The following is a 13,662-nucleotide window of genomic DNA, read 5'->3' as shown; positions in this document are numbered from 1 at the left end:
TCTGCCGCGATGGACCGTTTTGCCCGCACCACGCCCCGCCCGTCGCTGACTCCTGTCCTCGTTCTGGCCGTGATCGCGATCGCCGCCATTCCCGCCGCCGTCGTCCTCGCCCAGCCTGCTGCGCCCGCCCCGTTCGCGATCGTGGAAAGCGGCAACGCCTATCCTACGCTGCAACAGGCGGTCGATGCCATCGGCGCCGGGCGTGGCACGATCGCAGTGGCACCGGGCACCTATCGCGAATGCGCCGTTCAGGAAGCCGGCGATCTGACCATCGTGGCGAGCGAACCGGGCAAGGCGGTGTTCGACCGGACCACCTGCGAAGGCAAGGCCGCGCTCGTCCTGCGGGGCCGCAGTGCGCGTCTGTCCGGCCTCGTGTTCCACGGCATGGCGGTGCCCGACGGCAACGGCGCAGGCGTGCGGCTTGAACAGGGCGACCTCACCATCGCGCAAAGCTGGTTCCTCGACAGCCAGCAGGGCATCCTGACCGCCGACGATCCCGCCAGCGCGATCGTGATCGACAAGACGACATTCTCCGGGCTCGGCACCTGCGAAAACTCGGCGGGGTGCGCGCACTCGATCTACATCGGCGACTACGGCAGCCTTAAAGTGACCCGCAGCCGCTTCGAGCGGGGGACCGGCGGGCACTATCTCAAATCGCGCGCCAGGACGGTCGATGTCGCCAGCAACAGCTTCGACGATTCGGCGGGGCGCGGGACCAACTACATGATCGACCTGCCCGACGGCGCGACGGGCCGGATCGCCAACAACTGGTTCGTGCAGGGGCGCGACAAGGAGAACTACTCCGCCTTCATCGCGGTCGCGGCGGAGAACCATGCGCATAGCGCCGACGGCCTAACGATCGCGGACAACGACGCCCGTCTCGCCCCGAACGTGCGCCGCACCACCGCTTTCGTCGCTGACTGGTCGGGCGACCGGCTGGAACTGGACGCCAATGCGCTGGGTACCGGGCTCCGCCTGTTCGAGAAACGCTGAGCGTTTCCGGAACCCGCGTCCCGCCTGGCCGGTTGATCGGGCAAGGAGCGCGACGATGGCAGGCGGATGGACCCGCGACGGTGCGGTGCAGGATCAGATCGACGACACGGTGAAAGATGCGGTGGCGGCGGCACGCGCACGTACGCCGACCGGGCCGAGCGCCGAATTCTGCGACGATTGCGGAGAGCCCATCGCGTCGCGTCGGCGCGAGGCGCTGCCGGGTGTGCGCACCTGCATCGCTTGTCAGGCCGAACGCGATGGCGCGGTGCGTCATTCGGCAATCAACCGGCGGGGCAGCAAGGACAGCCAGTTGCGTTGACGAACGCCGCGGTCCTGTCCATCGCCTCGTCATGAGCTCAGCCTTCATACGCGCGCAGCACCTTGCGCCGCAGCACGCACTGTCGAAGCTCGCCGGCCGGTTCGCCGACAGCACCAATCCGTGGCTGAAGGATGTGTTGATCCGCCGGTTTGCGGCGACCTACGACGTGGACATGGCCGAGGCGGAGCGGCCGCTCGGCGAGTACCGGACGTTCAACGACTTCTTCACCCGCGCACTCAAGCCCGGTGCGCGCCCGCTGGCCGATGCCGCGCGTTTCGTCCTCAGTCCGGCGGATGGCGCGGTCAGCCAGGCGGGGCAGGTCGCGAACGGGCGGATCGTGCAGGCCAAGGGTCGAGACTACTCGGTCGCTCAACTGCTCGGCGGCGACGGGGAAGCGGCTGCCCGGTTCGAAGGCGGCCGCTTCGCCACGATCTATCTCTCGCCCAAGGACTACCACCGGGTGCACATGCCCGCGGCCGGAACGCTGAAGCGGACGGTCTACGTCCCCGGCGATCTGTTCTCGGTCAACGCGGTGACCGCTGAAGGGGTCGAGAACCTGTTCGCCCGCAACGAGCGGCTCTCCTGCCTGTTCGATGGAGAGCTGGGGACTTTCGCCAGCGTAATGGTCGGCGCGATGATCGTGGCGGGGATCGCGACCGTGTGGGGCGGGCGGGTCCAGCCGCATGGCCGCACGGTGATCGATGCCGCGCATCGGGACATTGCACTTGGCGCGGGAGACGAGATGGGCCGGTTCTACCTCGGCTCCACCGTCGTGCTGCTGTTCGAAGCGGGGCAGGTCGAGTGGCTCGACACGCTGGTCCCCGGCGCGAAAGTCCGCATGGGCGAAGCGATCGGTCGCCGGCTCTAGCAGTCAGCCGAAGGCCGGCGCGTAAGTCACTGTCCCGGTCGGCGCGGAACCCGCGAGGACGAGGCGCTGGAAGTATTCGGCAGGCGGGCCGGGATAGGCGAGGGCCGGATCGTGCGCGAAGCCGAAGCGGCCATAATAAGCCGGAGCGCCCAACAGTACGATACCGCGAGCGCCCATCGCGCGCAGCTCGGCGATTCCTCGCCGAATCAGCGTCGACCCGATCCCCTCGCCCTGCAATTCGGGCGTTACGCTGACGGGGCCGAGCCCGTACCATGACGGGGTGCCGTCGCTGATCGTCACTGGCGAAAAGGCGATGTGCGCGACGATGGCGCTATCCCTTTCCGCGACCAGCGACAGCGAAAGATCGCCAGAGCGGCGCAGCGCGTCGACGATGTCCTGCTCGTTACCCCCTGAGTGCTGCTGGGTGCGGAATGCCTTCAGTGTAAGTGCATGGATCGCGGCCTCGTCGCCCGGCCTTTCCGCGCGCAACGCAACCTCGATCACGGCAATAGGTGCCCCGCCCGGTCGCGTTTGGTGGCAAGGTAGCGGGCGTTGTGGGGATTGTCGGGCAGGCGGTGCGGCACCCTCTCGGTCACCTGGACGCCTGCCGCTTCGAGCGCGGCCACTTTCTCGGGGTTGTTGGTCATCAACCGAACTTGCCGCGCGCCGATCAGTCCCAGCATCCGCGCCGCGACCGGAAAGTCGCGCGCCTCGTCCGGCAGACCAAGCCGCCGATTGGCGTCGATCGTGTCGAACCCCTCGTCTTGCAACCGGTAGGCGCGCAGCTTGTTGACGAGGCCGATCCCGCGCCCTTCCTGCCGGAGGTAGAGAACGACGCCCCAGCCGCCATGACGAGCCTCTCGCGCGGCCGCGTGCAGCGCCGCGTCGAGCTGCGGGCCGCAGTCGCACTTGAGGCTGCCGAGCACGTCGCCGGTCAGGCATTCGGAATGCAACCGCACCAGCGGGGGCCGATCTCCATTGGGATCTCCGAACATCAGTGCCACGTGCTCGCGCAGGTCGTCGGGGGCGCGGAAGGCGAAGATCTCGCATTCCTCCCCCGCCGCCACCGGTAGATGCGCGCGCGCGGCAATGACCAGGCGTGACGGGTCGACGAATGCGGCTAGGTCCGTCGGCCCAAACCGCTGGGCTTCGCCGGCATTTGCAGGATCGACGAGGAAGGCCGGCAGGATGCCCGCGATCCGCGCGAGTTCGAGCGCCGCTGTGGCGCCTTCGGTCCAGTCAAGCGGCTCGGCGCGGAACGGGCCCTTCATCGGATTGGCGAGGTCGAGAGCAGGATCGGCCACCGCGCGCGCCGCGGCAAGGTCGAACGCCTCCGCGCCGCGGAGCAGGACCGGCGCGTGCGGCACGGCCGCCTCGCGCTGGTTGGCGAGCCTGAGCGTTTCCGCCCGCGCCGCCCCGATCAGCATCCGTTCGGATGTAGCCACGGCGGCATAGGCGGTTTCGGCAGGAAGCAGGACGGGTCCGCCGTCGAGCGCGATCGCCCAGCCGTGCCGCAATGCGTCGACCGCCTGCGCCGCGCGCCGTGCCGGGGACACCTCGTTCAGAGGTCGAACTCCGTCACCAGCGGTACGTGATCGCTCGGCGCATCCCAGCGGCGGGTATCCTCGACGAAACGATGGCTGCGCGCCTGCTTGGCAAGGTCGGGACTCGCCCACATGTGATCCAGCCGCCGCCCCTGGTCTTTCTGGCGCCAGTAGCTCCGGTACGACCACCACGAATAGTTACGCTCGGGCGCCGGGATGAACTGGCGACCCAGGTCCACCCAGCCATGCGCGTCGGTCAGCTTCTGCAGCGCCTCGACCTCGACAGTTGTGTGGCTGACCACCTTGAGCAACGCCTTGTGGTCGTAGACATCGCAATCGAGCGGTGCGACGTTGAAGTCGCCCACCAGTAGCGTCGGCCGGTCGAGCGAGTCGGCCCAGCGGGTCATGCGGTCGAGGAAATCGAGCTTTTGGCCGAACTTCGGATTGGCCTCGCGATCAGGCACATCGCCGCCCGCAGGGATATAGACGTTCTCGATCACGATGCCGGACCCGTCGAGTTCGACGCCCACATGGCGCGCCTCGCCGTTGTCCTGCCAGTCGTGCCGGTGCAACTCGCGGAACGGCAGGCGGCTGACCGTCGCCACGCCGTGATAGCCTTTCTGCCCGTGGACCGCCTGGTGCACATAGCCGAGCTCTGCAAGCGCGGCTGCGGGGAACTGGTGCTCCTGGCACTTGATCTCTTGCAGGCACAAGACGTCGGGCTGCTGCTCGCGCAGCACCCGGCCAACCTGGTCCAGTCGCAGGCGAACCGAATTGATATTCCAGGTGGCAACGGAGATCATGCGTTGCGGATAGCAGCGCAGCGGTTCGCCGCAAGAGAGGGTCCTCCGCCGACTGAAGCGCGGGAAAAGAAAAACCCCCGCGCCGGGGGCATTGGCGCGAGGGTTCGTTCTTGAGCGTTCGTCACGCTTGCGGGCGGCCTCTTGAGAAGGTCGGGCAACAGGGGGGAAACCCGCCTCGAGCCGTTCCGCAAGGAGAGGTTTACGCCGCCCCGGCTTTCACCTGCATGAACGCGCGCCGCCGTTTGTCGCAGTCGCCGAACGCCTGTCCGGCGAAGCGAGGCTTACCGGCGACCGGACGAGCGACGCGGGTCCTGGAAACTGAACGCACTGTCGGCCACCGCCACGCCATAGCGCTGGTTAGACAGCCGCACCGTTGTTCGCCCGTTCTGCGAATCGAGCGCGACCCAGCTTGCGAGCTGCAGCCCGCCAGGCGCCGATGCATTCTTGACGAAGATGAGCGTGATGACGCCGAACTCGGGACGCTTCGGGTCGCGCACTTCCACGCCGACGACGCTGTCGTTTCCGGCGGGCACCAGCTTGCCGAAGCGCTTCACGTCGCGGTTGGGATCGAGCAGCGCTCCAAGCGGCGAACTGCCGATCGGCCAGCGCTGGACCTGCTTCACTTCGTAGTCGACCATGTAGAGCGACTTGCCGTTCGACACGACGAGCATATCGGCGCCCTTGCCGTATTCGAAGCGTATCTTGCCGGGACGCTTGAGCGTCAGCACGCCCGAGAGCGTCTGGCCCCTGCGGTCGGTCTGGGTGAAGTCGGCCTTCATGGTCGAGATGCCGCGCAGCGCGGCGACCGCCTGGTCGAGCTGGCCCTGCTGGGCCGCTACGGGCGCGGCGGGCAGCGTTAGCAGTGCGGCAGGCGTGCCAACGGCCAGCGCGCCGGCGACCACCATCTTGAGGGGTCCGGCGCGCAGGATCGATTTCGAAATATTGGTCAAGTTTCGCATGCTCCGGTCGTTAGGTGCGGAGCGTTGAACACCCTGTGAACCCCAAGAGTTCCGGGCGTTCAGCCAGGATCACTTGATCTTGGCTTCCTTGAACTCGACGTGCTTCTTCGCAACCGGGTCGTACTTGCGGAAGGTGAACTTCTCGGTGTGGTTGCGCGGGTTCTTCTTCGTCACGTAGAAGAAGCCGGTGTCGGCGGTCGAGACCAGCCGGATCTTGACGGTTGCGGGCTTCGCCATGGCAAATTCCTGTAAGTTTTGATTCGGCCACAGCTGGCCTGAAATACCAAGGGCGGCGCACGCGCACCGCCCGTCGGGGGCGGCCATTGGTGCAAAGGCGTGCGAAAGTCAAGCCGGAGAGGACCTGCTCACCACTCGATCTTGCCGCGATTGGCCTTGATGGTCCCGCGGGTTTTCTTCTCCTTGATGCGCGCTTCCTTGCCGATCCGGTTGAGGCGCGACTTCGCCCGGGGGGCGGGCGCATCGAAGGCGCCGCGAATCAGTCCGGCGAGCCGCTCGCGTGCATCGGCCCGGTTGGCCTCCTGCGTGCGAAAGCGCCGGGCGGTCAGCACGATCTCGCCAGCGGCGGTCATCCGGCTGCCCACCGCGGTCTTGAGCCGGGCGAACACCTGCGGTTGAAGGCGCAGGGCATAGACGTTCAGCCGCAGCTGCACGGCGGTCGCGACCTTGTTCACGTTCTGCCCGCCCGGACCCGACGCGGCGAAGAAGCTTTCCTCGACCGAGGCGAGCGCGCGGGCGACCGCCTCACCCACCGGATCGCTGCCTTCAGCCATCGGCGAAGCCGAGCCGCGTGAAATCCGCCGGCATCGGCGCTGCCGCCTCGATCGCCGGCTTGCCGTCGCGCGGGACCACGAGGCCGGCGGCGTGGAGCATCGTGCGGGCGGCGGATCCCTTGCGCCCATACACCGGGTCGCCGAGCAGCGGGATGCCGAGACCGCTGGCGGCGTGGACGCGAATCTGGTGCGTGCGGCCGGTCTCCGGCCGGAACTCCACGAGGGTCGTCCCGCCTTCTGTCGCCAGCTTGCGCCAGTGGGTCACGGCCGGCTTGCCCTTGCGCGCCGGGATCATCCGCCAGCCTTTCTCGACAGAGCTGATCTTGCTCAATGCGAGTTCGATCGTGCCTTCATCGTCCGCGAGTTCGCCCGCCAGAATGCCGAGATAGCGCTTCTCGACCACCCGATCCTCGAACGCCCGGTTGAAGCGCACCAGTGCCTTGGGGTTGCGCGCGAGCAGCAGGCAGCCGCTGGTGTCGGTGTCGAGCCGATGAACCGCCACAGGGTCGCGCTGAAAACCCAGCCGCAGCTCGGCAAGGTGATCGTCGAGCGAACGGCCACCGGCGCGGGGGCGCTCGATCGGCAAGCCGGCAGGTTTGTCGATGACCAGCGCTTCGCCGTCCTCGAACAGGATCGGAATCATTGTTGCAGCCTCGCAGGCATCAGGCCGCGCACCGCGTTGCCCAGGAGAAATCCGTTGGCCAGGTCGTCCAGGGCCAGCTCCGCCTCGCGCGCGGCGCCCGATTCGAGCAGCGAACGGCGCAGGACCCCGGGTAGCAGGCCGAGCGATGCCGGCGGAGTTAGCAGGACTCGGTCGCGCTCGACGAAGACATTGGCGGTCATCGCTTCGGTCACTAGTCCGTCGTCCCGCACGAACAGCGCCGTATGTGCGCCTTCATCGCGCGCGGCATCAGAGCCGGCGTCGTAGAACCATCGGTCCGAAGTCTTGTGCGCAAGCCGCTGGTCGCCCGGATCGACCGGGAGCGGCAGCGCGATACAGGTCGTTTCGGGAGGCGTGTCACCCAGCGCTCGCGCTTCGAGCGCGGTCGCCCCGCTACGGGCCAGCAACAGCCGGACCTTGGCGGGCGCTTCCAGTTCGAAACACAGCGCCTGAATGCGGTTGCGCGCGGCGTGGCGGTCGAAGGCGAAACCAAGCTTGGCCGCGCTCGCTTTCATGCGTTCGAGGTGCAGTTCGAGAAGCGCGATTCCGGCGTCGGGATCGAACCGCATCGCCTCGATCAGGTCGAAGCCTGCCGCCGAGCGGAGTGCGAACCCGGCCTTGATGTGGCACTCGCGCCATTCGGCGATAGGGTCGCTGTCGGCGACGATCGCCGAACCGACGCCCAAGACCGCAGTACCGTGCGCGTTCTCCACTTCGGTCAGGCGGAGCGTGCGGATCGCCACGTTGAAGGCAGCGTCGCCGCCTGATTCGATCCGTCCGATCGCCCCGCAATAGGGTCCGCGCGCATCGCGCTCCACATCGCCGATCAGTTCCATCGCGCGAATCTTGGGCGCACCCGTGATCGACCCGCATGGGAGCAGCGCGCGCACCAGATCCATCGCGCCTCTGTCCGCAGCCAGCCGTGCCCTGACGGTGGACACCATCTGATGGACGGTCGGATACGTCTCCACCGAGAACGGCGCATCGACCCGCACCGTGCCTGCTTCGGCAACGCGCGACAGGTCGTTGCGCATCAGGTCGACGATCATCAGGTTCTCGGCCCGATCCTTGACCGACTGTGCGAGTTCCTCCGCAAGTGCCGTATCCGCAGCTTCGCCGGCGCCGCGGGGCCGGGTGCCTTTCATCGGCTTGGCCTTCGCCTCGCTGCCCTTGAGGCTGACGAACAGTTCCGGGGACAAGCTCAGCAACCAGTGCTGACCGTCGAACACGACGCCGCCGTATCCGCTGCGCGCGTCGGCCCGAAGCTTCGCGTAAAGCGCCATGGGATCGCCGCGGAAGCTGCCGGCTAGGGGGAAAGTCAGGTTGGCCTGGTAGATGTCGCCTGCGCGGATCGCTTCCTGCAGCGCGGCGAACGCGTCATCGTAAGCGCCAGGCGTAATCTGAGGATCGAGTGGGCCGAGACTGGCGGGGCCACTCGCTCGCTCGGCCAGCCAGTCCGCCATGGCGCTTGCCGGGAGCACCTTGGCCTCGTCGAACAGGCCGAGCCAGACCAGCGGGCCGGCCGCCCCGGTCCGCGCGTCGGCCAGTGCCGCCAGCTTCGGTTCGAGCGCCAGGCCTGCTTCGTAGGCGATGTAGCCGGCCAGGGTACCGCCAGCCTGCCGCGCCGCGTCGGCGGCAGCCAGCACGGCGGCCACGTCGCTTGCGCGCCGGGCGACGAAAACCTGCCGCGGATTTTCGAACAGGTGCGCGTCCGCCGCGCCGTCGGCACGCGCGTCGTCGAGCAGTACGAATGGAGTGCGCGCGGCCATCCGTCATGCCTTAGCGTCTTCGCCTTTCCTGTCGAGGCCGCTTGACCGCTTGGGGGCCGGCCTGCGACACCGCGGTTTGAGGAAGCGGGAGAACGCACGAAGTGGGTCAGATATTCATCGGCCTCGCCGACAACGGCGAGAGGCAGTATCTCGAACTGTCGCGCGCCAACCGCCACGGGCTTGTCGCGGGCGCGACCGGCACCGGCAAGACGGTGACGCTGCAAGGCCTCGCCGAGAGCTTCTCGGCCGAAGGCGTGCCCGTGTTCCTCTCCGACGTGAAAGGCGATCTTTCGGGGATCGCAATGCCGGGCTCTCCGACTTTCAAGCATGCGGCCAGCCTGGAGACCCGCGCGCGGGAAATCGGCATGACCGACTACGCCTATTCCGACAATCCGGTGGTGTTCTGGGATCTCTACGGCGAGCAGGGCCATCCGATCCGCACGACGATCTCCGAAATGGGCCCGCTGCTTCTCGGTCGGCTGCTCAACCTGAACGACACGCAGCAGGGCGTGCTCGATATCGTCTTCCGCTTCGCCGACGACCAGGGCCTGCTGCTGATCGACCTTGAAGACCTGCAGGCGATGCTCGCGCACACGAGCGAGAACGCAAGCGCGCTGTCGGCGAAATACGGAAATGTCACCAAGCCTTCGATCGGCACGATCCAGCGCCAGGTCCTCAGCCTCGACAGCCAGGGCGGGGCGATGTTCTTCGGTGAGCCGGCACTCGAGATCGAGGATTTCATCCGCACCGACGACAGGGGACGCGGGGTGATCAACGTGCTCGCCGCCGACAGGCTGATGCAGAGCCCGAAGCTCTATGCGACCTTCCTGCTGTGGCTGCTGGCCGAACTGTTCGAGACGCTGCCCGAGGTCGGCGACCCTGAAAAGCCGAAGCTCGTGTTCTTCTTCGACGAGGCGCACCTTCTCTTCGACGACGCGCCCAGTGCGCTGCAGGACAAGGTAGAGCAGGTCGTTCGCTTGGTGCGGTCGAAGGGCGTGGGCGTCTATTTCGTGACGCAGAACCCGATCGACATTCCCGAAAAGATCGCCGGACAGCTCGGCAACCGGGTGCAGCACGCGCTGCGAGCATTCACCCCGCGCGACCAGAAGGCGATCCGCGCGGCTTCGGAAACCTTCCGCATCAATCCGGCGCTCGACGTGGAAACGGCGATCACCGAACTGAGGACCGGCGAGGCGCTGGTATCGACGCTGATGGAAGACGGCGCGCCGTCGATCGTCCAGCGCACACTCGTCAAGCCGCCGCGCAGCCGCCTGGGCCCGATCGACGCGAAGGAGCGGGCGATCATCCAGTCGATCAGCCCGCACGACGGCAAATACGACGAGCGTGTCGACCGCGACAGTGCCGAGGAGGTGCTCGCCCGCAAGGCCGCGGACGCGGCTGCCACCGCCGTCGAAGTGGAGGAAAAGGGGCGCGAGGAAGTCGGAAAGCGAGAACGCAAGTCCACCTCCATGTGGGGCAAGGCCGGGAAGGCTGCCGCGACCGCCGCAGCCGGATCGCTGACCTCGATCGCGGTGGCGAGCGTGCTGGGCAAGAAGTCGAGCGCCAATCCCTTGCAGACCGGCGTTTCCGCCTTCGTCCGCAACATCATCGGCGGGCTGATGCGCTGATGGCCGATTTCACCGACACCCTGCTGCCCGACCACGTTGCGATGATCGAGGCGCAACCGATCTTCTTCGTCGCCACGGCAGCGGAAGGCACGCGGATCAATCTCAGCCCCAAGGGACTGGAAGAGACGCTCAAGGTGCTTTCACCCACTCGGGTCGCCTATCTCGATCTCGGGGGTTCGGGCAACGAGACCAACGCGCACCTGCTGGCGGATGGACGCATCACGCTGATGGTATGCAACTTCCGCCAGCCTGCGCTGATCCTGCGGATTTACGGGCGGGGTCGTCCCGTCCTTCCGGCCGATCCCGACTGGTCCGAGCTTGCGGCGCATTTCGAACTGCTGCCCGGAACGCGGCAGATATTCGACATCGCCGTGGAGAGCGTGCAGACGAGCTGCGGCTGGGGCGTGCCGCTGATGGACTACGAAAAAGACCGAGCGACACTGGTCAAGTACCACGCGCAGGCCAATCCGGCCGAATGGGCGGCGAAATACTCCACGCGGATTGCCAGCATCGACGGGCTGCCCGCGCGGCCCACAGACCGCTACATCGCCGGCGAGCACGGGACCGTTCGCGACTGAGTCGCGTTGAACCCACGCGTGCAGCTTACTTTCGCCAGTTACAACATCCACAAGGGTGTGGGGGCCGACGGTCGGCGCGATCCCGATCGCATCCTGACGGTGCTGCGCGAACTCGACGCGGACGTGATCGCCTTGCAGGAGTGCGATCTTCGCTTCGGGACACGCGACAGCGTGCTGGAGCGCTCCGCCATCGACGACAGTCCGTGGCGCGCGCTTCCCGTGGCGCGCCGCGCGACGAGTCTGGGCTGGCACGGTAACGCCATACTCGTTCGCCGGAGGTTCGAGCCGATCGAAGCGCACGCGGTCGCCTTGCCCCGGCTTGAACCGCGTGGTGCCGTACGGGGCGACTTCTCGGTCGACGGGGTGCGCCTGCGGGCATTGGGCATGCATCTCGACCTCTCAGGTCTGCGGCGGCGCGACCAGATCAAGGCGATCCTGACGCACGTGGACGAGTGCGAGGGGCACTGCCCCACGGTGCTGATGGGCGATTTTAACCAGTGGGGCGTCGGCACCGGTGCCATGCGAGAATTCGGCAGCGCCTGGCAGTCGCTGGCTCCGGGACGGAGCTTCCCGAGTCGTCAGCCGGTCGCCCATCTCGACAGGATCGTGGCCTCGCACGAATGGACGGTGATCGGCACCGGGGTGCATCACAGTGCGATGGCAGCGGCGGCATCAGATCACTTGCCGGTATGGGCGAAACTCGAGCTGCGTCAAAAGTAGGCAGTTGCCCACATATTAGGCAGACGGAATGGCGCGGTTGTGCGGTGGCCGACTGCGCGCTGCCCCTTAAGTCGCTCTCGCGCGTCCCGATAGCCGGACTGGCACGGCTCTTGCTGCACCTGCGAAGTCGGAAAGCATCCGGCGGGGTATCGAGGGGGCATCGATGAAATTCATCATCGCCGTGATCAAGCCGTTCAAGCTCGACGAAGTGCGCGAAGCGCTATCGGGCATCGGCATCGCCGGCATGACCGTGACCGAGGTCAAGGGCTTCGGGCGTCAAAAGGGCCAGACCGAAATCTACCGGGGTGCCGAATATTCGACGAATATGCTCCCCAAGGTGAAGCTGGAAATCGCCGCCAGCGATGCCGTCGCGCCGCAGGTGGTTGAGACCATTTCCGCTGTGGCTCGCACCGAAGCCATCGGCGACGGCAAGATTTTCGTGCTCGACCTCGCCTCCGCCACGCGCATCCGCACCGGCGAAACCGGCGACACCGCGCTGTAATCCGCGCTCTGGACTCATGAGGGGTAATCAGATGATCCGCAAACTCGTTACCGGCGCGGTTGCCACGGGAGCCTCGATGCTCGCCGCCACCGCTGCTTTTGCGCAGAACGCCGCCGAAGCGGTGACCGAGGCAGCTGCAGAGGCCGCCGCAACTACGGCTCCGGCAGCCGCGGAAGCCGCCGCCGCCGTGCCCAATCCGGGCAACAACGCTTTCATGATGATCGCGACGGTACTCGTCCTGCTCATGATCCTTCCGGGCCTCGCGCTGTTCTACGGCGGACTCACACGCTCGAAGAACATGCTGTCCACGATGACCCAAGTGGGCGGGGCCGCGTGCCTCGCCATGCTGATATGGGTGATGTACGGCTATGGCCTCGCCTTTGGGCCCGAAGGCAACGCCTTCATCAGCTGGGGCAAGTTCTTCCTCGCCGGCGTTACGACCGACAGCACGGCTGCCACATTCTCCGACGAAGTGATCAGCGAATACGTGTTCATCAGCTTCCAGATGACCTTCGCCGCGATCACCGCCGCGCTGGTACTGGGCGCCACCGTCGAGCGGCTGAAATTCTCCGCGGCAATGTTGTTCACCGCAATATGGCTGACGATCGTCTATTTCCCTATCGCACACATGGTCTGGGCAGGTGGCGGCCTCCTGTTCGAGATGGGCGCACTGGACTTTGCGGGCGGCACCGTGGTGCACATCAACGCCGGTGTCTCGGCGCTTGTCCTCGCCATGTTCCTCGGTCGTCGGAGTGGCTATCCTGCCGAGCCGATGCCGCCGCACAGCCTGACGCTTACCTTGGTCGGCGCCGGCCTGCTGTGGGTGGGCTGGTTCGGTTTCAACGCGGGTTCCGAGCTCGAAGCCGACGGCACCGCGGGCCTTGCGATGATCAATACCTTCGTCGCCACGGCCGCGGGCGCTCTTGCCTGGATGGTCACCGAGCGTCTTGCTGGTCACAAGGGTTCGGCACTCGGGTTCGCCTCGGGCGTGATCGCCGGTCTCGTCGCGGTCACGCCCGCGGCGGGCAACAGCGGGCCGTTCGGCGCAATCATTCTCGGCATCGTCGCCTCGGTGGTCGCCTTCTTCGCGGTGTCGAAGCTCAAGTCGAAGTTCGGTTACGACGACTCGCTCGACGTGTTCGGCATCCACGGCGTGGCCGGGATCATCGGCGCGATCGGCACGGGTATCGTTTATCAGCCGCAGTTCGGTGGCCCGGGCGACGGCTCGACCGCAATGGCTGCCCAGGTAACGACCCAGATCATCGCCGTGGCGGTTGCCATCGGCTGGGCCGCTATCGGCACCGCGATTGCTGCATTCATCGTCAAGCTCGTCACCGGTCTGCGGGTCACCCCCGAAGTCGAATACGACGGTCTCGACATCGGCGAGCACGGAGAGCGCGCCTACAACTGATCACCAGCTTGGCGGGGTCGGGGGATATCCTCTCCTTTCCCCCGGCCCCGCCATCCGATGTTCCTCCTGCGAACAACGCCTTCGAAGGACCGGAAGCCATCCGCTTCCGGTCCCTT

At 66.8% G+C, this 13,662-nt stretch carries 16 protein-coding genes; 8 read left to right on the top strand and 8 right to left on the bottom strand.

From position 1 onward, the window contains the following. The first annotated feature begins 9 nt into the window (after positions 1 to 9). From AR323_RS00755 to asd, 3 genes are read left to right on the top strand one after another with little or no spacing between them, the layout of a single operon-like run. Positions 10 to 993: a right-handed parallel beta-helix repeat-containing protein gene (locus AR323_RS00755; RefSeq protein WP_057882037.1), complete on the top strand. Its 984-nt coding sequence runs from the start codon at positions 10 to 12 to the stop codon at positions 991 to 993. Positions 994 to 1,048: 55 nt separating this feature from the next. Beyond that, the gene (locus AR323_RS00750) at positions 1,049 to 1,312 is read left to right on the top strand and encodes a DksA/TraR family C4-type zinc finger protein (protein ID WP_057882036.1); all 264 of its coding nucleotides are present in this window, start codon (positions 1,049 to 1,051) and stop codon (positions 1,310 to 1,312) included. A gap of 31 nt (positions 1,313 to 1,343) precedes the next feature. Continuing rightward, the gene (gene asd, locus AR323_RS00745) at positions 1,344 to 2,180 is read left to right on the top strand and encodes an archaetidylserine decarboxylase (protein ID WP_057882035.1); all 837 of its coding nucleotides are present in this window, start codon (positions 1,344 to 1,346) and stop codon (positions 2,178 to 2,180) included. Between the two features lie 3 nt (positions 2,181 to 2,183). Here asd and AR323_RS00740 read toward each other — a convergent pair whose 3' ends face one another. The 8 genes from AR323_RS00740 to pabB form a co-directional block, all read right to left on the bottom strand. Further along, positions 2,184 to 2,684 carry a GNAT family N-acetyltransferase gene (locus AR323_RS00740; RefSeq protein WP_123321873.1) on the bottom strand — a complete coding sequence of 167 codons (501 nt, stop codon included), beginning with the start codon at positions 2,682 to 2,684 and terminating at the stop codon, positions 2,184 to 2,186. Then, entirely contained in the window at positions 2,681 to 3,736 is a 1,056-nt protein-coding gene (gene ribA / locus AR323_RS00735; RefSeq protein ID WP_057882034.1) for a GTP cyclohydrolase II, read from the bottom strand. The genes AR323_RS00740 and ribA overlap by 4 nt, the downstream gene beginning before the upstream one ends. A gap of 5 nt (positions 3,737 to 3,741) precedes the next feature. Continuing rightward, the gene (gene xth, locus AR323_RS00730) at positions 3,742 to 4,527 is read right to left on the bottom strand and encodes an exodeoxyribonuclease III (RefSeq protein ID WP_057882033.1); all 786 of its coding nucleotides are present in this window, start codon (positions 4,525 to 4,527) and stop codon (positions 3,742 to 3,744) included. A 281-nt stretch (positions 4,528 to 4,808) separates the two neighbouring features. Beyond that, positions 4,809 to 5,432: a LolA family protein gene (locus AR323_RS00725; RefSeq protein ID WP_235510439.1), complete on the bottom strand. Its 624-nt coding sequence runs from the start codon at positions 5,430 to 5,432 to the stop codon at positions 4,809 to 4,811. Between the two features lie 123 nt (positions 5,433 to 5,555). Then, positions 5,556 to 5,723 carry a 50S ribosomal protein L33 gene (gene rpmG, locus AR323_RS00720; protein WP_057882031.1) on the bottom strand — a complete coding sequence of 56 codons (168 nt, stop codon included), beginning with the start codon at positions 5,721 to 5,723 and terminating at the stop codon, positions 5,556 to 5,558. A 128-nt stretch (positions 5,724 to 5,851) separates the two neighbouring features. Further along, positions 5,852 to 6,277 (bottom strand): alternative ribosome rescue aminoacyl-tRNA hydrolase ArfB, encoded by a 426-nt coding sequence (gene arfB / locus AR323_RS00715; RefSeq protein WP_057882030.1) that lies wholly within the window; start codon positions 6,275 to 6,277, stop codon positions 5,852 to 5,854. Further along, positions 6,270 to 6,920: an RluA family pseudouridine synthase gene (locus tag AR323_RS00710; RefSeq protein ID WP_057882029.1), complete on the bottom strand. Its 651-nt coding sequence runs from the start codon at positions 6,918 to 6,920 to the stop codon at positions 6,270 to 6,272. The genes arfB and AR323_RS00710 overlap by 8 nt, the downstream gene beginning before the upstream one ends. Further along, positions 6,917 to 8,707 carry an aminodeoxychorismate synthase component I gene (pabB, locus tag AR323_RS00705; RefSeq protein ID WP_057882028.1) on the bottom strand — a complete coding sequence of 597 codons (1,791 nt, stop codon included), beginning with the start codon at positions 8,705 to 8,707 and terminating at the stop codon, positions 6,917 to 6,919. The genes AR323_RS00710 and pabB overlap by 4 nt, the downstream gene beginning before the upstream one ends. 101 nt (positions 8,708 to 8,808) lie before the next feature. Between pabB and AR323_RS00700 the strand changes: the two genes are divergently transcribed. From AR323_RS00700 to AR323_RS00680, 5 genes are all read left to right on the top strand, one after another. Then, complete coding sequence (locus AR323_RS00700) at positions 8,809 to 10,335, top strand: helicase HerA-like domain-containing protein (RefSeq protein ID WP_057882027.1); 1,527 nt, start codon at positions 8,809 to 8,811, stop codon at positions 10,333 to 10,335. Then, complete coding sequence (locus tag AR323_RS00695) at positions 10,335 to 10,913, top strand: pyridoxamine 5'-phosphate oxidase family protein (protein ID WP_057882026.1); 579 nt, start codon at positions 10,335 to 10,337, stop codon at positions 10,911 to 10,913. Before AR323_RS00700 ends, AR323_RS00695 begins: the two co-directional genes overlap by 1 nt. 18 nt (positions 10,914 to 10,931) lie before the next feature. Then, the gene (locus AR323_RS00690; RefSeq protein WP_057882025.1) at positions 10,932 to 11,633 is read left to right on the top strand and encodes an endonuclease/exonuclease/phosphatase family protein; all 702 of its coding nucleotides are present in this window, start codon (positions 10,932 to 10,934) and stop codon (positions 11,631 to 11,633) included. 163 nt (positions 11,634 to 11,796) lie between these two features. Then, positions 11,797 to 12,135 (top strand): P-II family nitrogen regulator, encoded by a 339-nt coding sequence (locus tag AR323_RS00685; RefSeq protein WP_057882024.1) that lies wholly within the window; start codon positions 11,797 to 11,799, stop codon positions 12,133 to 12,135. A 31-nt stretch (positions 12,136 to 12,166) separates the two neighbouring features. Further along, positions 12,167 to 13,546 (top strand): ammonium transporter, encoded by a 1,380-nt coding sequence (locus tag AR323_RS00680; protein ID WP_057882023.1) that lies wholly within the window; start codon positions 12,167 to 12,169, stop codon positions 13,544 to 13,546. The last annotated feature ends 116 nt before the right edge of the window (positions 13,547 to 13,662 follow it).

The organism is Tsuneonella troitsensis (genome assembly GCF_001441535.1).
GTDB lineage: Bacteria > Pseudomonadota > Alphaproteobacteria > Sphingomonadales > Sphingomonadaceae > Tsuneonella > Tsuneonella troitsensis.
Note: the sequence above shows the minus strand (reverse complement) of the source record. Positions and strands in the feature narration are given on the sequence as shown.

Excerpts from the sequence above, each read along its gene's own strand:
- AR323_RS00750 (WP_057882036.1), top strand. The coding sequence starts at position 1,049 with ATGGCAGGCGGATGGACCCGCGACGGTGCGGTGCAGGATCAGATCGAC.
- AR323_RS00680 (WP_057882023.1), top strand. The coding sequence starts at position 12,167 with ATGATCCGCAAACTCGTTACCGGCGCGGTTGCCACGGGAGCCTCGATG.
- pabB (WP_057882028.1), bottom strand. The coding sequence starts at position 8,707 with ATGGCCGCGCGCACTCCATTCGTACTGCTCGACGACGCGCGTGCCGAC.
- AR323_RS00695 (WP_057882026.1), top strand. The coding sequence starts at position 10,335 with ATGGCCGATTTCACCGACACCCTGCTGCCCGACCACGTTGCGATGATC.
- AR323_RS00710 (WP_057882029.1), bottom strand. The coding sequence starts at position 6,920 with ATGATTCCGATCCTGTTCGAGGACGGCGAAGCGCTGGTCATCGACAAA.
- rpmG (WP_057882031.1), bottom strand. The coding sequence starts at position 5,723 with ATGGCGAAGCCCGCAACCGTCAAGATCCGGCTGGTCTCGACCGCCGAC.
- arfB (WP_057882030.1), bottom strand. The coding sequence starts at position 6,277 with ATGGCTGAAGGCAGCGATCCGGTGGGTGAGGCGGTCGCCCGCGCGCTC.
- xth (WP_057882033.1), bottom strand. The coding sequence starts at position 4,527 with ATGATCTCCGTTGCCACCTGGAATATCAATTCGGTTCGCCTGCGACTG.
- AR323_RS00755 (WP_057882037.1), top strand. The coding sequence starts at position 10 with ATGGACCGTTTTGCCCGCACCACGCCCCGCCCGTCGCTGACTCCTGTC.
- AR323_RS00685 (WP_057882024.1), top strand. The coding sequence starts at position 11,797 with ATGAAATTCATCATCGCCGTGATCAAGCCGTTCAAGCTCGACGAAGTG.
- asd (WP_057882035.1), top strand. The coding sequence starts at position 1,344 with ATGAGCTCAGCCTTCATACGCGCGCAGCACCTTGCGCCGCAGCACGCA.
- AR323_RS00725 (WP_235510439.1), bottom strand. The coding sequence starts at position 5,432 with ATGGTGGTCGCCGGCGCGCTGGCCGTTGGCACGCCTGCCGCACTGCTA.